The organism is Paraburkholderia sp. RL17-380-BIE-A (assembly GCF_046028085.1).
GTDB lineage: Bacteria > Pseudomonadota > Gammaproteobacteria > Burkholderiales > Burkholderiaceae > Paraburkholderia.
In genome coordinates this window covers 258958-285111 of the sequence record NZ_JARESQ010000001.1, presented here as the reverse complement: position 1 = coordinate 285111, position 26154 = coordinate 258958, and the positions used below count along the sequence as shown (strand labels likewise).

Here is a 26154-nt window from a genome sequence, read left to right as displayed (position 1 = left end):
TAAGCGGCCGTGTATTGGCCAACGTCAAACAGTGGGCCTGCGGCGCGCGGCGAGCGCGTCGCGTGTCTGCATCGCGGTGTAGGTGAGTTGCGCCGCGGCGAGACCCAGCGCGCCAAACGTGGGCGTCAAACCGAAAGACGCGAATGCCTCGGGCACCGGACGCTCGCCCGCAATGGCCGCCGCCAGCAGTTCGCCGGACACGGTAGTCGGCGCCATGCCGTGCCCGCCGAAGCCGACCGCATACCAGACGCCGTCGGTGCTGCGGCCGATTTGCGGCATCTTGTGCCGCGCATAGCTCATCAGGCCGCCCCATGCGTGTTCGATACGCACGTCGTGCAGTTGCGGATAAACCTTGAGCAGATCGCGCCGCAAGAGGCGCGCGATCACCTCGGGCGCGCGCTCACGCACCGAAATGCGGCCGCCCCACAGAATGCGCGTGTCGGGCAGCGGCCGGTAATAGTCGAAGGCGAAGCGGGTGTCGTAGACGGCGGCGCGGGTGTCGATCGCATCTTTCAGACGTGCGCCGAGCGGCTCGGTGGCCATCACGTAGGTGGCGATCGGCAGCACCGCGCGTTCGACGCGCGGGTAGACGTGCCGTGCGTAGCCGCCGCCCGCCATCACGACGTGGCGCGCTTCCAGCGCGCCGTGCTCTGTGTGCACCACGAACCCGTCGCCATCGCGCTGCAGACGCACGACCGGCGAGTGCTCATGAATCTGTACGCCGGCATGGGCCGCGGCGCCGGCCACGCCGAGCACGTATTTGAGTGGATGAAAGTGGAACGCGTTGCGCTCGAACAGCCCGCCGTGATAACGGCGCGTCTTGAGCTGCGAAGCCAACTGTTCCGCCGTCACCGGTTCCCACTCGACGCCGAACGAATCGCGCATGAGGCGACGCTGCGACTCGAGCCGCGCCGGTTCGTCGAACCAGTTGGCGAGGATCACGCCGGCGTCGGTCGCGTCGCAGTCGATGCGATAGCGCGCGATGCGCTTTCTCATCAGATCGACGGCGTCGGTGGTCAGCGTGTACAGCTCGCGGGCGCGAGCCGCGCCAAGGGTTTTCAGCAGGTCGGCGCAATCGAGGCTGTAGCCGCCGAACACGAACCCGCCGTTGCGCCCGGAGGCGCCGAAACCGACCTGACGGGCTTCGAGCACGGTGACGTCGGCGACGCCCCGCTCGGCGAGTCCCAATGCCGTGGACAATCCCGCGAGACCGCCGCCGATGATGCAGACATGGGCGCTACGGCGCCCGGCCAGCGGCGCATAGGCGGACGAACGCGTGACAGTGGCTTCGTAAAAGCTTTGCATAGGGCTAGGGTAGCGGCAATCGCGCGCGTGCGTCCAGCCGTTGCGCGATCCGCTTGTCAAACGGTGGATACGAAAGGCCGGCACCCGCGTCGAGCGAATGCCGGCCTGGGCGGACCAGGCGTCGAGGTGAACGTGAGCGGCCTCAGGACACCGGCAGCAGCTTGCCGGTGAACACCACCGGACCGCTCGGCGCGTTGTGATCGGGCGAGCCGCCCGGCGCTTCGATCGAGACGGCCAGCGCCGCGTAACTCTCCGGCTTCTGCTGGCCGGCGGTGACCTTGCCGTTCGCGCTGTCCGGCAGCATGCCGAGCGAAACCGGATGGCCGCTCGCCGGAATGCCCCACAGTTCCATGGCCCGGCCCGCGGGCAGATCGACCTTGCCGAGCGGATGCACGGTCATGGTCGAATGCGCTTCGTCCCACGCGACCAGCATGACCGGATGCGCGTCCTTATTGTTCAGCACGGCCACATGCGACACGGCCGTTTCGGGTTGCTGAGCCACGGTCGGCGCCGTGACAGGCGCGGTGGCGGACGGCAACAGTGAGCGCACGGCGACCACCAGGGCGACTGCCGCGACGCCTGTGACGCCGAGTGCCCAGCCGCGCCAGAACGCCAGGTTCTCGAACAGGCTGCGCGACGGCCGCGCGGGTATTTCCACCACGCTGCGCGGACGTGCCGCTTCCCGCGCCGCCGTGAGGCCGAGACGCCGTTCGATGGCTTCCCACACGGCGGCCGGCGGCATGCGCGGCTCCGCGAGCTCGGCCATTGGCGAGATGCGGCGCTGCCATTCGTCGACGGCCTTGCGGATCGTCGTGTCGTGGTCCGCGTAGCGTTGAAAGCGGCGGCGCGCGCCACCACGCAGCGTGCCGAGCACATATTCGGCGGCCAGCAGATCGACTAGCTGAGGATAGCGATGGAGATTCATCACTCGCCTCCCAGGCAGGTCTTGAGCTTGGCGAGGCCGCGTCTGATCCATGACTTGATGGTGCCGAGCGGCACCGTCAGCACTTCGGCGATCTCGCTATGGCTCTGGTCGCGCAGGTAGGCGAGGGCAACTGCCTGACGCTGCGCCGGCTCCAGTTGCTGCATGCAGCCGGCCAGCAAACGTGCCTGCAGGCTGACCGCCGTCAGCGCTTCGGGATCCGGATCGCCGGTTGCCACAAGATCGTCCAACGCATCGCTCCATTCTGTTTCCTGCGAGTTGACCCGCCGCAGGTGATCGAGAGCACGATTACGGACGATTGCCGACATCCACGTCATCGGGGCGGACAGCGCGCGGCGATAGTCGCCGGCAAAGCGCCAGATATTGACGAAGCTGTCCTGCAAGACTTCTTCGGCCCACTCGTGCTTGCTCAATATACGGAGAGCAAGGCCAAACAGTTTCGGGGCGGCGAGATCATATAGCTCGCGCAATGCCGCGCCGTCCTGTTTGGCGACACGTTCGAGCAGCTCGGCGAGGGTTTCCGGCGTCAGTTCTCGAGGATTGGCGGTCATGGAGAAAGTTAGGGTGAGCTTGCGGGCCTATGTTACTCAATTTCTCCGTCGTCTTATATGCGGTTTTTTTCGTTGGGCGCGCATCCGTTGAGGCGAGGTTCGCGTATGTGGCTGCAGAGCCCGGCGTTGTGTGGGTTGCGTGCGTTCGTTCGCGCGATGCAGGATGCCGGTCAACGAGGACACGGGGTGCGTGTGAGTGAGGGTAGGGCCGTTGCGCCAGCCGATGAACGGCGGGCAACGGAGCCACGCGATGCGGGACGGATAGCGCATGGCGGGTGGTTTGACAAAGCACGGGGGGCACGGCTCATTCCTGATGAGGTCGAGGGCGGTTGTCGATGGATTGGCAACCGCCTTCGACCGGAATGGGTTGGCCGGTTCAGGTCATGCTTGCTGGCGTCCGCATGTGCGTCCTGTCGTTCTTCGACGCGCCTTCGGCTTATCGGCCCCAGCGCAGCACCAGCGGATCGAGCCGTCGCGCGACCTTCAACAGTCCTTCGCGTGTGGCCGGATGCATTGGCGGTAATGGATGGCGTACCGCGTCGGAGCGGATCACGCCGCCTTCCTTCATCAGCGCCTTGCACGACGCGAGGCCGCCCTGGCGGTTTTCGTAGTTGATCAGCGGCAGCCACTGCTGATAGTGGGCGGCGGCCCCCTCGGTGTCGCCGGCCGCATAGGCGTCGACGATCAGACGGATGCCGTCGGCGTAGCCGCCGCCCGTCATCGATCCGGTTGCGCCCGCATCCAGATCGGCCATCAGCGTGATCGCCTCTTCGCCGTCCCATGGACCCACGATTGCGTCGCCGCCGAGCTCGATGAGTTCGCGCAGTTTGTTGGCCGCTTGCGGCACTTCGATCTTGAAGTACGACACGTGGTCGATCTCGCGCGCCATGCGGGCGAGAAACGGCGCGGACAATGGCGTGCCGCTCACCGGCGCGTCCTGAATCATGATCGGAATCCCGATCGCATCGGACACGATCCGGTAGAACTCGTAGATGCCGCGCTCGCCGACGCGGATCGTCGCGCCGTGATACGGCGGCATGATCATGACCATCGCGGCGCCCGCGGCCTGTGCGCTGCGGCTGCGCTCAGCGCACTGGTGCGAACTGAAATGCGTGGTCGTGACGATCACCGGCACGCGGCCCGCGACGTGTTCGAGCGCCACGTGCATGAGTGTCGTGCGCTCGTCGTCGGACAGGGCGAACTGCTCGGAGAAATTCGCCAGAATGCACAGCCCGTTCGAACCCGCGTCGATCATGAAATCGATGCAGCGTTTCTGGCCTTCGAGGTCGAGCCGGCCGGCGTCGTCGAAGATGGTCGGCACGACGGGGAACACGCCGCGCAAGGCGCTAGAAGTGGATGCCTGAGTCATGGTGATAAGCGTTGTCGCAAAGTGTGGGTCGATTCCATGCAGGATGGCTGTCGCCGACTATACGGAGCTGGACCCGGCAGGTATATTGAATTGTTTCCATCTTGTGATCGCTTTTGCGACTCACCTTCGCGACTCACCTTCGCGTTCGCTCGGCAAGCCATGAAAGACACCCTGAACCTCCTGCTCTCGAAACTGCGCATGAAGCAACTCCAATTGCTGATTGCGCTCGACGACCAGAAATCGCTGCACAAAGCCGCCGGTGCGATGTCGCTGACGCAGTCGGCGGCCAGCAAGGCCTTGCAGGAACTGGAGTCGATGCTCGACGCGCCGCTCTTCGAGCGGTCGAAAAGCGGCATGATCCCGAACCAGCTCGGCCATTGCGTGATCCGCTACGCGCGCCTCGTGACGACGGATCTCACCGCGCTCTGCCAGGACGTCGCCGAGATACGTTCCGGGCGCGGCGGGCGTCTCGCGATCGGCGCGATCATGGGCGCGATTCCGGAGTGCGTCGTGCCGGCGCTGAATCAACTGCATGCCGGGCAGCCGAACCTTTCCGTCGAAGTGGTGGAAGACACGAGCGCGCGCATGCTGCAGCAACTCGACGACGGCCGGCTCGATCTGGTAATCGGGCGCGCGGCGGTGGCGGCCGATCCATCGAAGTATCACTATCGTCCGCTAGGCGACGAGCCGCTCTCGGTGGTGGTGGGCTACGGTCATCCGCCGTTGCCGAGGAAAGAGGTGAAACTGCGCGATCTGGCCGGCCATCGCTGGGTGATGTATCCGTCGCACATGCCGCTGCACGCGCTGCTCGAACGTGAAATGGATCTGGCCGGTCTGGACATGCCGGATAACCCGGTGTCGACGGCGTCGACTTTCGTCACGGTCGCTCTGCTGCAAAGCAGTCACGATCTGGTTTCGCTCTTGCCTACCGCGATCGCAGATATGTTCGTGCGGAAAAAGATGCTGCGCCTCGTACCGGTGAAACTCAAATCGCCGTCGCAGACTTTTGGCGTTGTCACGCGCAAGGGTGGGGAGCTGTCGCCGCCAGCGGAACAGTTCGTCGAATTGTTGAGTGCGCAGGCGGCGAAGCCGACGCCAAAACGGTTGCCGGAGCACACGGCACGAAAGCAAAAAAGCGCCTGAAGCAGCGCTTTTTCGACACGCGAAAGACTTTCAATATCTCATGGCGATCGCCACTGCGCCATGCGTCGAAAACAGGTGTTGTAGCCGCGACACTCTCGGGTAAATCCGTACCGATTGCGGCTTCATGTTCCGCGCTACACTCCTTCGAAGGTGCGCCAGGTCAGAAGAGCATGGCGCCCGCTCGGGGAGAGCAGCATGAATCGGCCACTGGTTCGGTTACCGTTTCGCGCAACAGGCACGGCGTCTGTGCGGAAGTGGTTCAAATGGGCGCTGGCGGCGGCGTTACTGCTCCTGCTGGCACTGGCGGCGCGCTTTTGCCAGGTCGAGATCGAAACATCGCGATTGCAGGCACGCTATCTCTCTGAAACGACTCGCGACGTGGGTTTTTCCGTCGCAGACGGTCCCAGTCACTCCATCCGTTTTCCTCAAGCCGACAAAGGTCCCTACGACAGCCGTCTAGGCTATGCGCTGCTGCCGTCGATCCAGCAGCGCCTGCTGCAACGCGGATTCGAAGTGAGCGCTCAGGCGCGCGATTCCGAGCGGATGCTGTCGCTGGCGGATAACGGCCTCTTTCTTCCATACGAAGAAAAGGATCGGGCAGGCTTGCAACTCTTCGATGGCACGGGCGCGCCGCTCTTTTCCGCGCAGTTCCCGGGCCGCGTGTATGACAACTTCGACGCGATTCCGCCGCTCGTCGTGAATTCGCTGCTTTTTATCGAAGACCGTTATCTGCTCGATCCGGATCAGCCGAACCGCAATCCGGCAATCGACTGGGGACGCTTCAGCCGTGCCCTGGCCGATCAGGGCGTGCGCTTGTTCAACCACCATCAGTCGCAGCCCGGCGGCAGCACGCTCGCCACGCAGATCGAAAAATTCCGCCACTCGGCAGACGGGCGCACGGCGAGCCCGCCGGAGAAATTGCGGCAGATCGCGTCGGCCTCGGTGCGCGCCTATCTGAACGGCCCGCAAACCATGCCGGCGCGCCGGCAGATCGTCGTCCACTATCTCAACTCGGTGCCGCTCGCCGCGCAGCCGGGCATAGGCGAAATCAACGGCATTGGCGATGGACTCGCCGCCTGGTACGGGCGCGATTTCAACGACATCAATCGCATTCTGAAAGCGCCTCCGACCGAACAGAATCTGCCGGAGCAGGGCGTGGCGTTTCGCCAGGTGCTCTCGCTGATGATCGCGCAACGCGCGCCGTCGTATTTCCTGCATCACGGCTACAAAGAACTCGAACGGCTGACCGACAGTTATCTGCGGCTGCTCGCGAACGGCGGCATCGTGTCGATCCCGTTGCGCGATGCCGCGCTGTCCGCCGTGGTGGATTTGCACCGCATGCCCGCGAGAACGGCGAGCACGGAGTCCTTCGTGTCGCGCAAGGCGGTCACGTCCATGCGCTCGCATCTGCTAGCCGCGCTCGGCATTCCGAGTTTTTACGAACTCGACCGCCTCGATCTGCAGGCGAAAGGCACGCTCAACAACGCAGTGCAGCAAGCCGTGAGCGAACGCCTCGCCGCTGCCGCTACGCGCGACGGTGCGAAGGCCGCAGGTCTCGTCGGCTTCGAAATGCTGCGCGCGTCGGATGATCCTTCGAAGATCGCTTATAGCTTCACGCTGTTCGAGCGGCGCGACGGCGCTAACCTCGTGCGCGTGCAAACCGATAGCGTCAACCAGCCGTTCGATATCAATTCCGGCGCGCGGCTCAATCTCGGTTCGACGGCGAAACTGCGTACCGTGGTGACGTATTTGCAGATCGTCTCAGACCTGCACAAGCGTTATGCACCGCTGAGCACAGCGGAGCTGAAAGCCGTCAAGTACGATCCGAACGATCAGCTCACGCGCTGGTCGCTCGATTATCTTGCGCACACATCGGACCGCTCGCTGCAAGCCATGCTCGACGCTGCTGTGGAGCGCAAGTACTCGGCCAGTCCTGGCGAAACCTTCTATACGGGCGGCGGCGCGCAGACCTTCAACAATTTCGAATCCGACGACAACAGCCGCATCCTGACCGTACACCGTGCGTTCCAGCATTCGGTGAATCTGGTTTTCGTGCGGCTGATGCGCGACATCGTTCACTACGAAATGGTGCAGACCACCGGGCCGTCGTCGCAATGGCTGGGTGATCCGCAGATCCGCAAGATGTATCTGACGCGCTTCGCCGATCAGGAAAGCCGCGTGTACATGAATCGTTTCTATACGAAGTACCACGGCAAGACGCGCGACCAGGCGTTGGCGCTGCTGCTGCTCGGCGTGCGCAAATCGCCGCCCAAAGTGGCGACGGTGTTACGCAGCGTCGCGCCCGACGAGTCGAATGCATGGTTCAACGCGCAGATGCGCGCGGCGCTGAAAAACACGCCCGCCGCCTCCGTGCTCGACGACGAGGATCTGGGGAATCTGTACACCAAATACGCGATTGACCGCTTCAATCTGAACGACCGCGGCTACATCTCCAGCGTGCATCCGCTCGAATTGTGGACGCTCAACTATCTGCGCGAGCATCCCGACGCCACGCTCGACCAGATTCAGAGCGCGAGCCGCGACGTGCGTCTGTCGACGTATTCATGGCTCTTCAAGACGCGCTATCACGCCACGCAAGACCGCCGCATCAAGCGGATGGTCGAACTGCGCGCGTACGATGCCATCGGCAAATCGTGGCAGGCGCTTGGTTATCCGTTCGCGACGCTCACACCTTCGTATGCGGCTGCAATCGGCGCGTCGGGCGACCGGCCCGCCGCGCTCGCGCAACTGATCGGCGTGATTGCCAACAATGGCAACAAGGTGCCGACCGAAAGCCTCACGCAACTCGACTTCGCGAAAGACACGCCTTACGAAACGCATTTCCAGCGCGCGGCGGTGGCGCCGCAACAGCAGTTGTCGCCGGAAATCGCCGGCGTGGTGAAAGTGCTGTTGCGTGATGTGGTGACGGGCGGCACCGCGAAACGTCTTGCGCAAGGCATGACATTCCCCGATGGCCAGACCCTGGAGGTGTACGGCAAGACCGGCACCGGCGATCAGCGCTTCAATGTGTTCGCCAAAGGCGCTCGTCTGATCGAGTCGCGCAAGGTGAACCGCAGCGCGACCTTTGTGTTCGCGATGGGCGACCGCTTCTACGGCACCTTGACCGCGTGGGTGCATGAACCGTATGCCGCGCATTACGAGTTCACGAGTGCGCTGTCGGTGCAGTTGCTGAAGTCGATGGCGCCGGTGTTGCAGCCGTTGCTGGACAACCCGCCGGCAAAGACGGCTTCGGTCAGGAAGGTTGCGGCGCAATGAGCACGAGTGAAAAGCGCCGGTGCTGATGAATCACGCCGGCGTCTGATAAACCGTCTCCGCTGCCGGTTTGAGGAATAACTCATGCACCGGCGCGAAATGCGCATAGAGCGGCAGAATCGCGCCGCCCATTGCGCGCGCATCGGCTCCGATTGCGCCTTCCAGCAATTGCGGCCGCACCATGCCTTCCCATTCGAAGCGGTCGAGCACGCGCTCGGTGCGTCGAATTATTTCCCGCACCAGTTGCCGGTCGAGTTCGCCATCGATCACGATCGCTTCGAGGTCGAGCAACGCGGCGGCATTGGTCAGCGCGTTGGCGATTGCCGGGCACGCGCTGTCGAGCCATTGTTCGGTGTGCCGCCACATTTCCGGCGACAACGCGCGATGATCGTGCGCGGCCGCGGCCGGTGCGCCCGCATCGTTCAAGAGCTTTTCGAGCACGAAGCCCGAGGCCGCGTGCAGCAACTGGCGCGCGGGTTTGCGCGGGCCGCCTTCGCGCAACGGAATCGAGCCGACCGCGCCCGCGTTATCGTGCGGGCCGCCGTGCAAACGGCCGTCGATCACGAGGCCGCCGCCGATAAACGTGCCGACGAACAGATACAGAAAGTTGTGGATGCCGCGGCCCTGGCCCATCACGAGTTCGGCGGCGCAGGCGGCCGTGGTGTCTTTGGCGAACTCGACGGGCAGGCCCGTCATGGTGGCGATGCGCGAGCGCAGATCGATCTCATGCCACGCCTCCAGCGCGTCCGGCGGCGCGCCTAAAAAATCGCGCCAGCCGCCGAGCCACAAGGGCGCCGCGACGCCTACGCCGACCACCTGGCTGGCCTTCGCGCCGAGCGACTGGTTCACGCGCGCCAGCTTGCTTTCGAGCGCGGGAAACAGCGTGCGCGGATCGGGGTACGCGTATTCGAAGACATCGCGATGCACGACATGGCCGGCAAAATCCATGGCCAGCACGTCGAGACTGCGGCGTCCCACCTTGATGCCGATGGTGTACGCGCCTTGCGCGCGCAACGCGATCGGCACCGACGGCTGGCCGATCCTGCCGCGCACCCGCGCCTGCTTTTCGAGCAGCCCGTCGTCGATGAGGCGCTCGACGATCATCGACACCGTCTGCATGGAAAGACGCGTGAGGCGGCTCACGTCGGCTTTCGGCAGCGGCCCATGCAAGCGGATCGCCTGCAGGACGATGCGCTCGTTGAATTGCCGCATGCCGACCTGATTCGAGCCGACCGTGCGTTTGAGAGGCGAGCGGGTGCCGGTGGTGTCCATGGTGGGAGCCCGCTCAGCAGGGTGCGTAGATCATGCAATCGCCTTGACGTCGGCTTCCTTTGCGCCCGTCATGATTGCCACAGCCTCCGACATATGAATGTCCTTCCGGTTCACGAGCGCCGCGCGCCGGCCGAGTCGCTGGATATGGATACGGTCCGCGATCTCGAACACGTGTGGCATGTTGTGGCTGATGAGGATCACGGGCAAGCCGCGATCGCGCACGCGGCGGATCAGTTCCAGCACCATGTTGCCTTCCTTCACGCCGAGGGCGGCGGTGGGTTCGTCGAGAATCACCACGTGCCGCGCGAACGCCGCGCTGCGCGCCACGGCCACACCCTGGCGCTGGCCGCCCGAGAGCGTTTCGACCGCCTGACGCATCGAGCGGATACCGATCTGCAGGTCCTTCATATGCGCGGTCGCTTCGTCCAGCATGCGGCGTTTGTCGATCATCTTGAAGATGGAGCCGCGCCAGCCGGGTTTGAGCAGTTCGCGGGCGAGAAACAGGTTTTCGGCGATGCTCATGGCCGGCGCCACCGCGAGTTCTTGATACACCGTTTCGATGCCTTGCGCGCGGGCATCCAGCGGGCTGCGGAATTTGACCGGTTTGCCGTCGAGCAGAATCTCGCCTTCGTCCGGCACGGTGGCGCCGGAAAGGGCCTTGATCAACGACGATTTGCCGGCGCCGTTATCGCCGATCACGGCCATGATCTCGCCGGGCAGCACTTCGAAATCGCAACCGTCGAGCGCGGTCACGTTGCCATAGCGTTTGACGAGGCCGCGCGCCTGCAGAACGGGCATTGCGGTTGAAGCGGAAGGGTTTGTCGACATGACGGGCTCCATGTACGTAGTGCGGTCGGCCTGACTCAGCGCTTTAGCGCTTACTCCGGCCCCATGCACGTAGTGCGATTGCGTTCAACCGCGACGATGGGAAAGTTTGTCCGCGGCTACGGCGAGAATCACCAGCATGCCAGTGATCAACACCTGGTAGACCGAAGAAACACCGATCAACGTCAAACCATTGCGGAACACGCCGACAATCAGCGCGCCGAGCAGCGTGCCGACAATCGAGCCGCGTCCACCGAACAGACTCGTGCCCCCAAGCACGACCGCGGTAATACTGTCCAGATTCTCGGTTTGCCCCGCCTGCGGATCGCCCACGCCGGTGCGCGAGACAGACAGCAATGCGGCAATGCCGTAGATCGCGCCGGCCAGCGAATACACGGTCAGCAGGATCTTCTGCGACGACAGGCCCATCAGGCGCGCGGCCTCGGGGTTGTTGCCGAGCGCATAGAGGTGCCGCCCGGGCACCGTATCGCGCAACACGAACCAGGTGGCCAGATACATCAGCAGGGTGAGCACGGTGCCGTACGTGACATCCGCGGGCCCGAGCTTGAACGTATTGCCGAAGAACATGATCGCGTCCGGCAGGTTCGACACGCTCTCGGCGTTCGAATAGATCTGCGTGAGCGCAAAAGCGATATTCAGCGTGCCCAGCGTGACGATGAAAGCGGGCAGTTTGATGCGCGTGATCAGCACGCCGTTGAGCGCGCCGAACAGCGTGCTCGCGCCGATCCCGCACAGGATCGCGAGGACTGGCGGCACGCCGAGCGTGACCGCGAATTTGGTCATGATGATCGAGCCGAACGCCATCACCATGCCGCACGAAAGATCGATGCCGCCGGTCAGCACGATCAGCGTCTGGCCGATGGCGATGACCGCGACCACCATGGTTTGCTGCAGGATCAGCGAGAGGTTCTGGAACGACAGGAAGCGGCTGCTCTGCGAGATGAAGAAGCCGCAAGCCAGGACCAGTGCGATGAGTGGCCCGACCTCGGCAAGCGATGGCATGCGCTCGGCGAACGAGCGGGAATGGCCGGCGGGCGCGGATGGAGTCGACATGATGGATAACCTCGATGCATGAGCGTGGCGCGTCGGCCACGCGGCAATTCCGATGGCGGCCCGCCGAAGCGGGCCGCTCTGTTCAATGCAATGCGCGTTACTTGTTGCCCCAACAGTTGTCGAGGCCGAACCTGGTGTCCTTGCTGTCGATGCCGGACATCGGTTTGTCGGTGATCAGCGTCACGCCGGTGTCCTGATAGCCGGAGACCTTCTTGCCGGTCTTCGCGTATTCGACGCCGGCCGTCACGCCGAGCGAAGCCATCTTGAGCGGATATTGCTGCGAGGTCGCGGCGATGGCGCCCGCCTTGACGTTGCGCACGCCTTCACAGCCTCCGTCGATCGAGACGATCATCACGTCTTTATCCTTGCCCGCCGCCTTGAGCGCGCGGTAGGCGCCCGCTGCGGCCGGTTCGTTGATCGTGTAGACCACGTTGATGTCGGGCGATTTCTGCAGGCAGTTTTCCATCGCCGTCTGGCCCTTGGCCTGATCGCCGCGGGTGTCCTGGCTGCAGACCACCGATGGATCGCCCGGCTTCACGCCGAAGCCTTCCAGGAAGCCGTTATGCCGCAGCACGCCGACCGAGACGCCGGGCGCGAGATCTAGCGTGGCGATCTTCGCGGGCTTGCCGTTCAGCGCCGTTTTCGCGTATTTGCCGATCAGCACGCCGGCCTTGAAGTTGTCGGTGGCGAAGAGGGCGTCCGTGGCGTCTTGCGGATCGGTCGGCGTGTCGAGCGCGACCACCATCACGCCGGCGGCGCGCGCTTTCTTGATGCTCGGCACGATCGCCTTGGTGTCGCTCGGCGTGATCAGAATCGCTTTCGCGCCGGCCGTCATCATGTTTTCGATGGCAGTGACCTGGCTCGCGTTGTCGCCGTCGAACTTGCCCGCGGCGGTGATGAGCTTCGCGCCGTCTTTCGAGGCGGCCGCTTCGGCGCCCTGTTTCATCTTCACGAAGAACGGGTTGGTGTCGGTCTTGGTGATCAGGCCGACGACAGGCTGGTCGGCCGCCTGGCTCGCGCTCGCACACCATACCGCCGATGCCGCGACGCACATCGACACGATTTTCCTGGCGACAGGAAGCCTGCGGGAATTCAGATTCATGGGACGCTCCTCCGGTTCTTGGCAACGACGTTGTGGACTGCTGGCGGCTGCCCGCGCGAACGCTGCGCGCTGACAACCTGGGTTTGCGGCTCGATGCGAGCGAGGCGGGTTGAAAAAACCTGGACCGGCTCGATTCGGACCACCTAAATCACTTTGGTTGATTTAGTACAGCAGGCGCGCCGACTCTCGTCAAGGAAACGATCAGCGGGGACAGTGACGGGGGAAAACCTGCCGGAAGGCCGCGAGCCATGCTCAGCGGGGCTTGCATCGTTTGATGCGATGCAAGATCGAGCCGCCGGGCTTGGGGAAAGTCCTGGCTCGAATGAAAGCTAATTGAAGGCTGAATGCGATTTTATCGGCCGCAAATGACTTTGCGTCGCGAGGGAAATTCAGCGGTTCCCGAGATGCGCGGCTCGCGTGGCGGCGATTGAATGATCGCCTCCAACGCGAGGTCCGCGGCGCATGCGCTTATCGACGCGGCGCGAGCGTTTGCCGCCGGGTTTCCAGTTGCGTGACGACGCGTTGCAAGGTCCGCTCGGCCGGCCCCGGCGTCGCGATGAACTTGCAGCCGATCACAAAGCGCCGGTCGCCCTTCGCCGTGCTCACCTGGCGCGGCGCGACGATTTCCAGATCGAGTCGCAGCGTGCCGAAGCTGCCGAGTTGCAACGCGACGTCGCGCAGAACCGTGCCGCTTTCGAGCGAACCGAAGCGTTCATCAGCCGTCTTTAATGCGATGCCGCCTAGCGACAGGTCCTGCAATTCCAGCCGGAACGAATCACCGTCCGCATACCGGCCGCTTGCGATGTACGGGTCGAGCACGGGCGTTTGCACGCGGAAGAATTCGCGGCGTTGAACGTAGTAGAGCGACGACGGGAATGGCGCTTCGAACGCCGGCAGTCCGTCGAATACGACAGGCGTGGCGTCGACGGTGGTGAACTCGGTGCGAATGCCGCCGGGCAGGCTGCGGAACGTCAGTTGCCGTGCGGCGGGCAGCGCAGTGTTGTCGTCGGCCACGCTGCCGGTATCGAAAACAAAACGCGCATTGCGCGAGTCGACGTCGAGGATTTGCGTGACGATTTGCCGGCCGCCGAATTCGACCGTGACGAAGTCCTGTCCGGCCGCGAGGTTGCGCAGACAAACGGCGATTTGCAAGGGGTGGCGCTGCGCGAAATTCGAGTCGATGTCGTGGGCGTGGTCCGCGACTTCAGCGTCCTGCAAGAGATCGGCAATCATTTGGAATTTCCATGCGTGTGATGGCCTTGGCCTGGCCAGTTGGGGAGCGCGGGCGGCCTCTCGGTCGCGGCGGCGCTCGGCCTTTGCCTGCTTGTTTGCAGGGACCGTGCCAACTGCATGGAAGAGTGGGCGCAACGCGGCGCGCATGGTGTCGAAGCGCTTGCCGTGGGCGTTTGCGGACGTTCGCGGGTGCCGCGTCGGGGCGCCGGTGGTGCGCGTAGGGAGGTTTCGCTACGTAACGTCCGAGATGCTGTTACGGCCACATCACCGCGAACGCGGCACGCCGGTGGATGCGCGCACAACGAGTTCGGGCGGCGAGGAAATCCGCATCGGCACGCTGGTGGCGTCGCGTCCCGCCTGTCCATACGACGACTCGATCAGTTCGCGCAACAGCGAGACCGCAAGTTCGGCGACTTCGGCCGTCGGCACGGCAACCGTCGTCAGCGCGGGGCGCGACTCGCGCGCGAGCTGGATGTCGGTAATGCCGATCACGGAAAGGTCCGCCGGCACGTTCAGGCCGAGGTCGGCGGCGGCGTGCATCGCGCCGAGCGCGGGCAGGTCGTTGGTCACGAAGATCGCGGTGAGCTTCGGATCGCTTTCGAGCAGCGCGCGTGCTGCGGCATAGCCGCCCTGGATCGTATCGGCCGCGTGTTTCACCCGGCTTTTCGGCGCGCCACCCGCGCGCAGCGCGTCGACGAAACCTTCGTAACGCGCCGCGTGAATGCCCGAGGCCTTACTGCCGACAATCGCGCCAATTCGCCGATGACCGAGCTCCAGCAAATGCGTACCGGCCAGTTCGCCCGCACGCCGGAAATCGACCGCGACACACGGCAAACCCGGCGGCTCGTCAGGCCGTTCCCACATGCACAGAACCACGGGTGTGCCGCGTGATTCGGTCGTATGAAGATCGGCGAAGTCGAGGTTCGCATTCGTCACGAGCACGCCCTCGGAGAGCGTGCCGGCAATCTGGTCGAGATATGCGCGGCCGGTCAGCGGATCTTCGTTCGTATTGCAGATGATCACGAAGTGGCCGCTCGTGCGCGCCGCGCGTTCGACGGCGAGCGCGAACTCCGGATAGAACGGGTTGGCGATGCTCGACACCATCAGCGCGAGCGTCGGCGCGCGACCTTCGGCGAGTGCGCGCGCGGCGAGATGCGGGCGGTAGCCGAGCGCGTCGACCGCGTCGAGCACGCGTTGCCGGGTGGTCGCGCCAACCCGGCCGCGATTGCGCAGCACGTTGGATACCGTGGCAGGTGTGACGCCGGCATGGCGGGCGACTTCGCTGAGTGTGGGCATGGGGCTTTCAATATTTGGGATGGCTGCCCGACATTTGCATCGCGGCCAAAGGCGCGGCACCATCTCTCGCACAGACAAAACGATATCGGAGACAGGCAAGGCCCAACGATCGCCAGCGATCGCTTTTTTTGGCCGAGCTGATTAAGCGCTTAATCTCCGACTTCGAGCCGATTAAACCACGGAGTCGATGCAATGGCGAGTATTTCGTTAAGAGGCGTGCAGAAGGCGTATGGCGACGGCGCGCCGGTAATCCGCGACGTCGATCTCGAGATTGGCGAGAACGAGTTTTGCGTGTTTCTCGGCCCTTCCGGCTGCGGCAAATCCACCTTGCTGCGCATGATCGCGGGCCTCGAGGACCTCACCGACGGCGACCTCTCGATTGGCGGCCGACTCGTGAACGACGTGCCGGCCGCGCAACGCGGCGTGGCGATGGTGTTTCAGAGTTACGCGCTGTTTCCGCACATGACCGTGTTCGAGAACATGGCGTTCGGCCTCAAGTTATCCAAAACCCCCAAGGACGAGATTGACCGCAAGGTGCGGGAAGCCGCGCGCATCCTGCAACTGGAGGCGTTGCTCGAGCGTAAGCCGAAGGCGTTGTCCGGCGGTCAGCGCCAGCGTGTGGCGATTGGCCGTGCGATCGTGCGCGAGCCGGGTGTGTTCCTGTTCGACGAACCGCTCTCCAATCTCGATGCCACGTTGCGCGGACAGACCCGTATCGAGATCGCGCGGTTGCATAAACAGTTCGCCAAGGCCAGCGTGGTCTACGTGACGCACGACCAGATCGAAGCGATGACGCTCGCCGACAAGATCGTGCTGCTGCATGCCGGCAAGGATACCGAGCGCTACGGCAGCATCGCACAGGTCGGCGCGCCGCTGGAGTTGTATCACCGTCCGAAGAGCCGTTTTGTCGCGGGTTTCATCGGCTCGCCGCGCATGAATTTTCTGCCGGGCAAGGTGGCCGCGATCGATGCGCAAGGCGTGAGCGTCACGCTCGATCACACGGGTGAAAGCGTGCGCGTGCCGGTGAATGGCACGGGCTTGCAAGTCTCGCAAGCCGTCACGCTCGGCGTGCGCCCTGAGCACCTGGAGTTTGTCGACGTCTCGTCCGTTTCGCCGGACGACGCCGTGCTGACTCGCACGGTCTCGCTCGTCGAACAGCTCGGCGAACACAGCTATGTCCACCTCGATCAGCCCGGCGGCGCCGCGCTGATCGCCAAAGCGCCCGGCGATACGCGCCTCGCGCCCGGCGAGCGCGCCAACCTGCGCGTGCCTCGCCCCGCTTGCCATTTGTTTACCGAAGACGGCTTTGCCGCCGCTTCGCTCGAATCCGTCGAACACTACGCATAAAGGACATTCGCATGCGCCTTGGAGTCTGTTATTACCCGGAACACTGGCCGGAGTCGATGTGGGAAGACGACGCCCGCCGGATGAAAGCCCTCGGCATCGAACAGGTGCGGATCGCCGAGTTTGCCTGGAGCCGGATCGAGCCTACGCCCGGCGAATACGATTGGGGCTGGCTCGACCGTTCGATCGACGTGCTGGGCGCGGCCGGCCTGCAGGTGGTGATGTGCACGCCGACGGCGACGCCGCCCAAGTGGTTGATCGACCGCCATCCCGACATTCTGCCGATCGGCGCGGACGGCCGCCCGCGTGCGTTTGGCTCGCGACGCCATTACGACTTCTCGTCGCCGTCGTATTTCGCCGCCTCGCAGCGGATTTGCACGGCAGTGGCCGAGCGCTATGGCAAGCATCCGGCTGTCGCCTACTGGCAGACCGATAATGAATTCGGCTGCCATCACACGGTGGTCAGTTATTCGCCGGCCGCCGTGGGGCGCTTTCGCGAGTGGCTCAAAGCCCGCTATCAAACTGTCGACGCATTGAACCGTGCGTGGGGCACGGTGTTCTGGAGCATGGAGTACCGCAGCTTCGACGAGATCGACGCGCCGGTGGCGACCGTGACGGAAGCGCATCCTTCGCATCGCCTCGATTACCGGCGTTTCGCCTCCGACGAGGTGGCGCGCTACAACCGCATGCAGGTCGAGATCATCCGCGCGCATTCGCCCGGGCGTCCGGTCGCGCACAACTTCATGCAGCTCTTCACCGAGTTCGATCACTACAAGGTCGCCGCGGATCTCGACATCGCGACGTGGGACAGCTATCCGCTCGGCGCGCTCGAAGAGCAATGGTTCGCGCCGGAGGTGAAGGCGCGCTGGTTGCGCAGTGGGCATCCCGACTTCGCGTCGTTCAATCACGACGTCTATCGTGGCATGTCGAAGCTGCCGTTCTGGGTGATGGAGCAGCAGCCGGGTCCGGTCAACTGGGCGCTGTGGAATCCGGCGCCGCTGCCGGGCATGGTGCGGCTCTGGAGTTGGGAGGCGTTCGCGCACGGCGCGGGCTGCGTGTCGTACTTCCGTTGGCGTCAGGCGCCGTTCGCGCAGGAGCAGATGCATGCAGGACTGAACACGCCCGATAACCGGCTCGATGTGGGCGGCAACGAGGCGGCGCAGGTCGCCGGCGAGATTCACGCGGTGCTCGGCGCGAATGCCGACGCCAACGCCGCAATCCGCTCGAAAGTCGCGCTCGTTTACGACTACGAGGCGAAGTGGCTGTTCGAGATTCATCCGCAGGGTGCGGACTTTCACTATCCGCGCTTCGCCTTCGAGTATTACTCGGCGCTGCGTGCGCTCGGGCTCGACGTGGATATCGTGCCGGCCGACGCCCCGCTGGATGGCTACAGCCTGATCGTCGTGCCGCCGCTGCCGGTGGTGCCGGCCGATTTCGCGCAGCGTCTGGCAAGCTCCGGCGCTCAGGTCGTGCTCGGTCCGCGCACCGGGTCGAAGACGGGCGACCTGCAGATTCCCGCGAACCTGCCGCCCGGCGCGCTGGCTTCGGTGCTGCCGCTGCGCGTATGGCGCGTCGAATCGATGCGGCCGAACGTGACGGAAACGGTGCGACTCGCCGATAACGCGGGTACGAATGGAGACGACGGTTTCGCACGCCACTGGCGCGATTTCATCGACAGCGACGCAGCGGATTCGCTCGACGTGCGCGCGCGTTTCGCGGACGGCCACCCCGCCTATGTGCGAAGCGGCGCGTTTCACTACCTCGCGAGTCTGTTCGATGATTCGCTCACGGTGCGCCTGTTCGATAGGATCGCGCGGGAGGCGGGCCTTGCAACGACGCCGCTCGGCGACAGCGTGCGGGTGAGCCGCCGCGGCGCGCTGACTTACGTGTTCAATTACGGCGACGAACCGCATACGCTCGACGGCGTGGCCGGAGACGCGTTCGTGATCGGTTCGCACACGATCGAACCGCAGGGTGTGGCAGTCTATCGAACGCAATGACGATCCGACTGCACTGAGGCAGTGGCCTACGAAATTCCATGCAGTACCGACAACGACGCAAAATCAAGGAATAAAGGAGACAGGCAGCATGAAACTGAAACCACGCAAGATTCTGTTGGCACTCGCGCTGGCCGCTGCGGCTGCGGGGACGTCCGTCGTCACTAGCGCACAGGCGGGCACGCTCACCGCCAACATCGCGTTCAAGGGCGCGAGCCAGCGCGCGGTGTGGCAGTCGGTTATCGACGAGTTCAAGAAAGCGCATCCCGGTATCGACGTGAAGGTGTCCTTCGTCGATGAAGAAGCGTACAAGGTGCAATTGCCTGGCTGGCTCACGACGGTCGCGCCCGATATCGTCAACTGGCATGACGGCGAGCGCATGGCCTATTACGCGCAGCGCGGCCTGTTCGAAGATCTGAGCGGTGACTGGGCGAAGAACGGCTGGAACGATATGTACGCGTCGACCAAGGAAGCGTCGTCGTATAAAGGCAAGCAGTACGCCGCGCCGACCGTGTATTACTCGTGGGGCATGTTCTATCGGAAGGATCTCTTTCAAAAGGCCGGTATTAGCGGCGAGCCCAAAACCTGGGATCAGTTTCTCGAAGACTGCAAGAAGCTGAAGGCCGCCGGCATCACGCCGATCGCCGTGGCGGGCCGCGACTCATGGACGCTGGCCGGCTGGTTCGACTATCTCGACCTGCGTTTGAACGGCAATGCGTTTCATCAGAAGTTGATGGCGGGCGAGATTCCCTACACCGATCCGCGCGTGAAGAAAGTCTACACGACCTGGAAGCAGTTGATCGACGCGGGCTATTTCATCGACAACGCGCTCTCCTACGATCTCGATTCGGTGCAGCCGTTCCTGTTCCAGGGCAAGGCCGCGATGATGCTGATGGGCACGTTCATCACCGCGGGCTTCCCGCCTAACGTGAAACCGGAGATGGGCTACTTCCAGTTCCCGATCATCGACGCGAAGGTGCCGACCGCCGAAGACGGTCCGGTCGAGTCGCTGCATATTCCGTCGAAGGCGAAGAACAAGGCCGACGCCCACACCTTCCTCGCGTTCGTCGAAACACCGGAAATCGGCGCGAAGCTGGCAACCGGGCTCGGTTCGCTGTCGGCGAACAGCAAGTCGCCGGAGCCGGAAGATCCGATCTCGAAGATCGGCTTCCAGATTCTTGCGAACACCAAGGGCGGCATTGCGCAGTTTTATGATCGCGACATGACCAAGGAAATGGCCGACGAGGGGATGAAGGGGATGCAGCAGTTCATTTCCGATCCTGCGAAGATCGACGACGTGCTTGCGCAACTCGAGCAGACGCGCAAGCGGATCTACAAGAAGTGAGCGGTGGCGGCCGCGAGCCGCCTTTCGTTGCGTCTGGTCGACAGCTTTGCATGGGATCGGAGTAGCGCGCTGAAGCGCTAACTCTGGTCGACAAGAATGTTGGATGGAGAATGATCGTGTCGCATTCCGTTACCCGCCACACTGTCGGCGGTCCCGCTGAACCCGGCGGTCCGGGTTTGCCCACGCCGGGCGGCGCGTTGCGCGGCAAGGCCGACACCGCGCGGCGGCGCCGTCCGTCGCCCACCGCGCGCCGGCAGCGGCGTGCCGCCTTTCTGTTCCTCGCGCCGGCTTGCGTGATGGTGGCCATCTACGTGGTGTGGCCGATCCTGTCGACCATCCGCCTGAGCTTTTTCAACTGGGATGGGATGAGCGAGCCGTCGTTCGTCGGCCTCGCGAACTACGTGGAGTTGTTCCACGCGCAGACCTTTTACACGGCGCTCAAGAACAACGTCATCTGGCTGCTGCTGTTCCTGCTCGCCCCGCCGATGGGACTGGCCGTTGCGTTGTACCTGAATCAGGCAGTCGCCGGCATCCGTATCGTGAAGTCGCTTTTCTTCGCGCCGTTCGTGCTGTCGGGCGTGGTGGTCGGTTTGATCTTCTCGTGGTTTTACGATCCGACCTTCGGCCTGCTCGCGGTGATTCTCGGCCATGGCGTGCCCGTGCTCGGCGACCCGCGTTACGCGACTTTCGGGATCGTGTTCGCGGCACTGTGGCCGCAAACCGCCTATTGCATGATTCTTTATCTCACCGGCCTGACATCGCTGAACGCCGAACAGATCGAAGCCGCGCGCATGGAAGGGGCACGCGGCTGGTCGATGCTGTGGCACGTGATCCTGCCGCAACTGCGGCCGACCACGTTCATGGCGATCGTCGTGACCATCATCGGCGCACTGCGTAGTTTCGATCTGATCTCGGTGATGACGGGCGGCGGCCCATTCGAAAGCTCGACCGTGCTGGCGTATTACATGTACGACCAGGCGATCAAGTACTACCGCATCGGCTATTCGGCGGCGGTGGCGGTCGTGCTGTTCGCCATCATGCTGGTGTACATCGTTTATCACTTGCGGCGGATGCTGCGCGCCGAGCAATAAGGAGCCGACCATGTTTCCGATTCCCATCGACAAATGGAAGCCGGCCACTCGCCGCATGTACAAACTGACGTTGCCCGTCGCACTGCTGATCTGGCTGCTGCCGATGATCGCGGTGCTGGTCACATCGGTGCGCTCCTCGGAGGAGCTGAGCGAGGGCAACTACTGGGGATGGCCGAAGCACTTCGCGATGTTCGATAACTACCGCGAGGCGCTGACCACGTCGCCGATGTTGCACTACTTCTGGAACAGTGTGCTGATTACGGTGCCCGCCGTGGTTGGGTCGATTGCACTTGCCGCGATGGCCGGATTCGCGCTGGCGATCTACCGGTTCCGCGGCAATTCGACCTTGTTCGCCACGTTCGTGGCGGGGAATTTCGTGCCGGTGCAGGTGCTGATGATTCCGGTGCGGGATTTGTCCTTGCAACTCGGCCTGTTCAATACAGTCAGCGCACTGATTCTGTTTCACGTGTCGTTTCAGACGGGATTTTGCGCGCTGTTTCTGCGCAACTTCATCAAGCAGTTGCCGTTTGAACTGGTCGAGGCGGCGCGCATCGAAGGCGCGAATGAGTGGACCGTGTTCTTCAAGATCGTGCTGCCTTTGATCCGACCGGCGCTCGCGGCACTGGCGATTCTCGTGTTCACCTTCGTCTGGAACGATTACTTCTGGGCACTGTGTCTGACGCAAGGCGACGACGCCGCGCCGATCACCGTGGGCGTGGCCGCATTGAAAGGGCAGTGGACCACGGCATGGAATCTTGTTTCGGCGGGATCGATTCTCGCGGCGTTGCCTTCTGTGGCAATGTTCTTTGCAATGCAGAAGCATTTCGTGGCCGGCTTGACGTTCGGCGCCACGAAGGGATGAAGCGGTAACAGGTGGTGCAGGAAAGGTTGCCTGCGGCGTGGGTCCGCCGTGCCAGCCTGTCCTTCACCACCGGGCATTGCATTCGCATTGCCGTCGATGAGAAGCAGCGCATCCATGACAAGAAAAAAAGCAGGAATCCTGTGTGTAGGTGAAGTTCAGCAGGATTCCCGATGCGCGTCATTCAGCTTCCGAAGAAAACATTGCAGAAACTGACCGGACCGACGCAGCTCGAATCGGTCGACATAGCTTTGCGCATGCCTGACGAAGCGGTGCCATTCTGGGCAACGCCACCGTACGACGGTTGGGTGGTCTGTGAAGCGTCTTGCGCCGCGACCTTTGCTTCGGCTGCCTGGATCGAGGCAGGATAGTCAGCGTCGTTCGCGACCGACGGGTTGTAGCCAGCCTGTTCGAGACGCACCAGGTCGGCACGCACTTCGGCGCGCGTGACGGGCGCATTCGATTGCGCGAAGCTCAGAACGGGAGCGGTCAATGCGCCGGCGGCGAGAGCGAGACAAACAAGAGCTTTTTTCATGATAAAAATTCCTTTTTGACGGTGATGAATTGACGGCAACGATTGCCGAGAAATAGTGGGTACTTAGCTGCCGAAGTACGGGGTGCAGAAACTTGCGGGACCGACACACTGCTGCGTGCTCGTGTGAACGTGCTCTTTCGCAGAGGCCTGAGTCACGACACCTGCCGAAGCGAGGACGATCAGCGAGAGAATCATTGCGAGTTTGCTTTTCATTTTGGATGCCTAAATAGAGTGAAATTGGAAATACCTTTCGGTTGGAGTGAAGCTACGTCTTTGCCTGACTACCAACACGTCCTACTTGTAACTGGAGCACCGCTTACGTGGTTGTTTCGTGAGTCGCGTAGCAGTGTTCGTTGCTGTCTACGTAGGGGCAAACACATCGGGTTTCCTCTTATTCCAAATTTTTTTCGCGTTTATGCATCAAGTGTGATTCTTACATTTGCCTGAACGTCGACACATAGCAAGTCCAGCGCTTTTTCGCCGCCAGGCATGCCTTGGAGTGTGTGGCGCAGCCATCCCCGGAAAAAAGCCTACATCGCGCAAAGCCTTGTCCAGAAAGGCTGCCAAACGTTTGCGCAATAAGGTCTGACGATTACGTTTATTAAAGCTTTGCGTTTTGCATGTCGATATCCAGTCAAATAATCTGGACCATCGGCCACGTGCACGCCCTCGGCAGGGCGCGCGCTGACCGAGGAATTAGCTCTTCGGGGGAATGAATCTTGAATCACCAACGATCGCCATGGTCGCGTACAGCGGCTCCGGGCGAAGTCATCTATTCCGAAGGCTTCGCGGGCGACGCTGTCGTCTACGTCATTGCAGATGGCAAAGTCGAAATCTCCACCCAGTGCGACGAGAAGAAAGTGATTCTCGCCACGCTGGGTAAAGGCGAGTTTTTCGGCGAGGCGGCCTTGTTGCCGCCCGAACCACGAGCGCACACCGCTAAAGCACTGAGCTTCTGTCAATTGACCGTCGTTGCGGCGGACGTGGTGGAGGAGGAACTCGCGCGCGTGTCACCGTTGCTGCGCCATATCGTCCGCACGCTGATCCGGCGGGTCAAGAAGAAGGACGATGTCCTCGCCACGAATACGCATGCCGACTTCCTGCCGGGCGTGGTCTCTTACGCGCACGTTCTCTCCCTGATGGCGGGAAGCGAAAACGCCGACCGCTTCGACGGCCGCCTGCGCCGCGCGCAGGGCGAGGAATTTTCGGTGCCGTTGCCCGAAGTGATCAAGAAGTGTCATGCGATTGCCGGCCATTCGCGTCCGCATGTCATGGCCATGCTCAAACGGATGGAGAAACTCAATCTCGTTTCGCTCGAACCCGGCCGGTCCGATCGCGTGAGCAACACGTCGGCGCGCTATTCGGCGCAGGACGGCGCGACGAGCCGGCAACTGGTCACGTTCGATCCGGCGCGAATCGTCGAGCGTGCGCAGCAGGTAGCGGACCACGATCTCGACCTTTCCATCAGCAGCGAGTTGGAGTTGATCGAACTGGACGACCTGGAGGCGTTGATCGGCGTCGAGAAGAAGGTGATTCTCAACAAACTGTCGAACGCGGAAATTGCCGAAGACATCTTCGCGTTTCGCAAGTCCAAAGTCTTGAACTACGTCGAGGAAAAGGGCATCAGCTACTTTTCGCGCCGCAATGCGCGCGCTCTGAGCGACCTGAAGTCACTCGACGATCTGGAGTTTGTCGATCAGCGGACGTTGTTCGAAGCGGTGAGCGCGTTCGATACCTATGACCTCGCGAAACTGCTTTCCGCGGTGACGGGCCAGCCTGTCGCGGAGCGCCTGCTCTCGGTGATGACCGAAGCGAGAAAGAAAGAAGTCTCGTGGGTCATGCGTCGTGAGATCAAGATCGATCCGCTGGAAATTGCGGAAATCGAAGACCGTTTCCTCGACACCGTGCGAGCGATCAAATCGCCGGTCGCCACTGGTGCGCCGCTTTCCAATCTGGATGTCTGACGCGCGGCACACCGGCGGCGGGCATTGTTTACTGAAGGGTTTGATGGCTCGGGTGGCCATTCGAGAGGACGTATGGATCTTTTGACGCTATTTGGCGCCCTGGTCGGCGTGACGGCGATCGTCGCGGGCTTCTCGCTCGAGGGTGGTCACTTTACCTCGCTGTTCCAGTTGGAGGCGTTTGTCATCGTCCTTGGTGGCACGTTCGGCGCGGTGATGATTCAGAACACGTGGGCGCGGTTTTACGACGGCATGAAGCAACTGCGCCTTGCTTTCGTGAAGGCAAGACAGGTCGATCGCGAGAGTCTGGCCGTCCTGCTGGAGTGGGGCGATCAGGCCAAGCTCAACGGCATGCTCGTGTTCGAATCGATCGGGGCAGGCGGCATCAATCCGTTCGCGCAACGAGGCTTGGAGCTGCTGGCAAACGGCGTATCGACAGCGGTGCTCGAAGATGCTCTGCAACGGGAACTGGTTGCTTATGAGCGTAATCACATGGCGGCTGCGCGGATCTGGCAGCAGGCGGGCGGCTACGCGCCGACGTTCGGCATTCTGGGCGCCGTGCTCGGTCTGATTCAGGTGACCGGCCATATGCTCGAACCCGCGCAACTCGGGCAAGGTATCGCGATGGCTTTCGTTGCGACGCTATACGGGCTGGCTTTGGCGAATCTGGTCTTTCTGCCGTTGTACGGGAAGATCAGGGCGCAGGTGGATAGCGAATTGCGCTTCAGGCGTTTATATCTCGACGGCTTGCTCGCGATCTCGCGCAAGGAGTCGCCTCACACAATCGAAACGCGGCTTGCGGGCGACGTGCGGGAAAGATCGGCCGAGTTGCTGGGCTAACCGGTTCGGACCGCGCCGGCTGCTGCCTGCTCGCTGCCGGCGAGCGGCGCGGCGCGAATCACACGTCATTTGAAACGCAGACTTTTCGGTTATGAACATCTCCTCGGGTAACAAGCGCCTCGCTGCGGACAAAACCGGCTATGACGCCGCCGACGAAGGCGAGGAGCAGTCCGGGCGCTGGCTGATTTCCTACGCCGACCTCATCACCACCCTCATGGTGTTGTTCCTTGCGCTCTACGTGCTTCAGCTGGCAAAAACGCGGGAGCTGGAAATCAAGGCGCTGGAGCACCACGCAGTGGCAGAGGTGCCGGCCGCCGGCAACATCCAGCCTTCCCAGGCCGCGGCACCTTCGCCGGATGTCTCGAAGAAGCGCTTGCTCGCTCTACTGGAGCCGCTTCAGGACAACCGTCAGATTACGATTTCAAATGCCGCTCAAGGCGTTGAGATTGCCATCAACGCAAAGATTCTGTTCAACTCGGGCGACGCGCGCCTATTGCCCGAGTCATTCGACGTGTTGAACCAGATTGCCCAGGTGTTGCGTGACCGGTCGAAGAACAACATTCTGGTGGAAGGGCATACGGATAGTGTGCCTATCTCGACGGCGAAGTACGAATCCAATTGGGAGCTGTCTTCCGCGCGGGCAGGCGCGGTGGTGCGCTTCTTCGCGGACAGAGGCATCGAAGCGCACAGAATGGCCGCTATTGGCCGCGCCGACAATTTCCCCCTGATTATCGGCGACGACGCGGCCGCACGCGCCGCGAACCGGCGCGTGACCATTCTCGTCGAGTACTGAGGG

The 26154-nt window shown here is 62.9% G+C and carries 22 protein-coding genes; 10 read left to right on the top strand and 12 right to left on the bottom strand.

The window, feature by feature from the left end; all coding sequences use genetic code 11:
• Positions 1-24: 24 nt before the first annotated feature.
• The 4 genes from P0D68_RS01305 to P0D68_RS01290 all read right to left on the bottom strand — a co-directional run bounded on the left by P0D68_RS01305 (position 25) and on the right by P0D68_RS01290 (position 4168).
• The gene (locus P0D68_RS01305; RefSeq protein ID WP_408295725.1) at positions 25-1305 is read right to left on the bottom strand and encodes an NAD(P)/FAD-dependent oxidoreductase; all 1281 of its coding nucleotides are present in this window, start codon (positions 1303-1305) and stop codon (positions 25-27) included.
• Between the two features lie 142 nt (positions 1306-1447).
• Complete coding sequence (locus tag P0D68_RS01300) at positions 1448-2230, bottom strand: anti-sigma factor (RefSeq protein WP_091807356.1); 783 nt, start codon at positions 2228-2230, stop codon at positions 1448-1450.
• Positions 2230-2799, bottom strand: a complete 570-nt coding sequence (locus P0D68_RS01295) for an RNA polymerase sigma factor (protein WP_091807359.1) — start codon at positions 2797-2799, stop codon at positions 2230-2232. Before P0D68_RS01295 ends, P0D68_RS01300 begins: the two co-directional genes overlap by 1 nt.
• Positions 2800-3235: 436 nt before the next feature.
• Positions 3236-4168: a dihydrodipicolinate synthase family protein gene (locus P0D68_RS01290; RefSeq protein ID WP_408295722.1), complete on the bottom strand. Its 933-nt coding sequence runs from the start codon at positions 4166-4168 to the stop codon at positions 3236-3238.
• A gap of 159 nt (positions 4169-4327) precedes the next feature.
• On the opposite strand from P0D68_RS01290, the gene P0D68_RS01285 reads away from it, so the two are divergent.
• Positions 4328-5311: a LysR family transcriptional regulator gene (locus P0D68_RS01285; RefSeq protein ID WP_408295719.1), complete on the top strand. Its 984-nt coding sequence runs from the start codon at positions 4328-4330 to the stop codon at positions 5309-5311.
• Positions 5312-5506: 195 nt separating this feature from the next.
• Positions 5507-8587, top strand: a complete 3081-nt coding sequence (locus tag P0D68_RS01280; RefSeq protein WP_408295716.1) for a transglycosylase domain-containing protein — start codon at positions 5507-5509, stop codon at positions 8585-8587.
• Between the two features lie 30 nt (positions 8588-8617).
• On the opposite strand, the gene P0D68_RS01275 is transcribed toward P0D68_RS01280, so the two are convergent.
• The 6 genes from P0D68_RS01275 to P0D68_RS01250 form a co-directional block, all read right to left on the bottom strand.
• Complete coding sequence (locus P0D68_RS01275) at positions 8618-9856, bottom strand: ROK family transcriptional regulator (RefSeq protein WP_091807367.1); 1239 nt, start codon at positions 9854-9856, stop codon at positions 8618-8620.
• 30 nt (positions 9857-9886) lie between these two features.
• Positions 9887-10684, bottom strand: coding sequence for an ATP-binding cassette domain-containing protein (locus P0D68_RS01270; protein ID WP_408295713.1), 798 nt, complete (start codon positions 10682-10684; stop codon positions 9887-9889).
• Between the two features lie 84 nt (positions 10685-10768).
• On the bottom strand, positions 10769-11755 hold the full coding sequence (locus tag P0D68_RS01265) for an ABC transporter permease (protein WP_091807372.1): 987 nt from the start codon (positions 11753-11755) through the stop codon (positions 10769-10771).
• Between the two features lie 97 nt (positions 11756-11852).
• On the bottom strand, positions 11853-12857 hold the full coding sequence (locus tag P0D68_RS01260; RefSeq protein ID WP_408295710.1) for a sugar ABC transporter substrate-binding protein: 1005 nt from the start codon (positions 12855-12857) through the stop codon (positions 11853-11855).
• A 468-nt stretch (positions 12858-13325) separates the two neighbouring features.
• Positions 13326-14090, bottom strand: a complete 765-nt coding sequence (locus P0D68_RS01255; RefSeq protein WP_408295707.1) for a flagellar brake protein — start codon at positions 14088-14090, stop codon at positions 13326-13328.
• A gap of 264 nt (positions 14091-14354) precedes the next feature.
• Positions 14355-15386 (bottom strand): LacI family DNA-binding transcriptional regulator, encoded by a 1032-nt coding sequence (locus tag P0D68_RS01250; protein ID WP_408295704.1) that lies wholly within the window; start codon positions 15384-15386, stop codon positions 14355-14357.
• A 192-nt stretch (positions 15387-15578) separates the two neighbouring features.
• Here P0D68_RS01250 and P0D68_RS01245 point away from each other — a divergent pair, with 192 nt between their 5' ends.
• The 5 genes from P0D68_RS01245 (at position 15579) to P0D68_RS01225 (ending at position 22025) form a co-directional block, all read left to right on the top strand.
• Positions 15579-16733: an ABC transporter ATP-binding protein gene (locus P0D68_RS01245; protein WP_408295702.1), complete on the top strand. Its 1155-nt coding sequence runs from the start codon at positions 15579-15581 to the stop codon at positions 16731-16733.
• A gap of 11 nt (positions 16734-16744) precedes the next feature.
• A complete protein-coding gene (locus P0D68_RS01240) occupies positions 16745-18730 on the top strand; it encodes a beta-galactosidase (RefSeq protein WP_091807383.1) in 1986 nt (661 codons plus the stop codon).
• 88 nt (positions 18731-18818) lie between these two features.
• Positions 18819-20072: an ABC transporter substrate-binding protein gene (locus P0D68_RS01235; protein WP_408182746.1), complete on the top strand. Its 1254-nt coding sequence runs from the start codon at positions 18819-18821 to the stop codon at positions 20070-20072.
• A gap of 110 nt (positions 20073-20182) precedes the next feature.
• Entirely contained in the window at positions 20183-21163 is a 981-nt protein-coding gene (locus P0D68_RS01230; protein WP_408295698.1) for a carbohydrate ABC transporter permease, read from the top strand.
• 10 nt (positions 21164-21173) lie between these two features.
• Positions 21174-22025, top strand: a complete 852-nt coding sequence (locus P0D68_RS01225) for a carbohydrate ABC transporter permease (RefSeq protein WP_091807391.1) — start codon at positions 21174-21176, stop codon at positions 22023-22025.
• A gap of 181 nt (positions 22026-22206) precedes the next feature.
• Here P0D68_RS01225 and P0D68_RS01220 read toward each other — a convergent pair whose 3' ends face one another.
• Positions 22207-22557 (bottom strand): DUF4148 domain-containing protein, encoded by a 351-nt coding sequence (locus P0D68_RS01220; protein WP_408182743.1) that lies wholly within the window; start codon positions 22555-22557, stop codon positions 22207-22209.
• 63 nt (positions 22558-22620) lie between these two features.
• Positions 22621-22770 (bottom strand): hypothetical protein, encoded by a 150-nt coding sequence (locus tag P0D68_RS01215; RefSeq protein ID WP_177205159.1) that lies wholly within the window; start codon positions 22768-22770, stop codon positions 22621-22623.
• Between the two features lie 506 nt (positions 22771-23276).
• On the opposite strand from P0D68_RS01215, the gene P0D68_RS01210 reads away from it, so the two are divergent.
• From P0D68_RS01210 to P0D68_RS01200, 3 genes are all read left to right on the top strand, one after another.
• Positions 23277-24521, top strand: coding sequence for a Crp/Fnr family transcriptional regulator (locus P0D68_RS01210; RefSeq protein WP_408295693.1), 1245 nt, complete (start codon positions 23277-23279; stop codon positions 24519-24521).
• A 72-nt stretch (positions 24522-24593) separates the two neighbouring features.
• Positions 24594-25358 (top strand): flagellar motor protein, encoded by a 765-nt coding sequence (locus P0D68_RS01205; protein ID WP_091807398.1) that lies wholly within the window; start codon positions 24594-24596, stop codon positions 25356-25358.
• Between the two features lie 91 nt (positions 25359-25449).
• Positions 25450-26151 (top strand): OmpA family protein, encoded by a 702-nt coding sequence (locus P0D68_RS01200; protein ID WP_408295690.1) that lies wholly within the window; start codon positions 25450-25452, stop codon positions 26149-26151.
• The last annotated feature ends 3 nt before the right edge of the window (positions 26152-26154 follow it).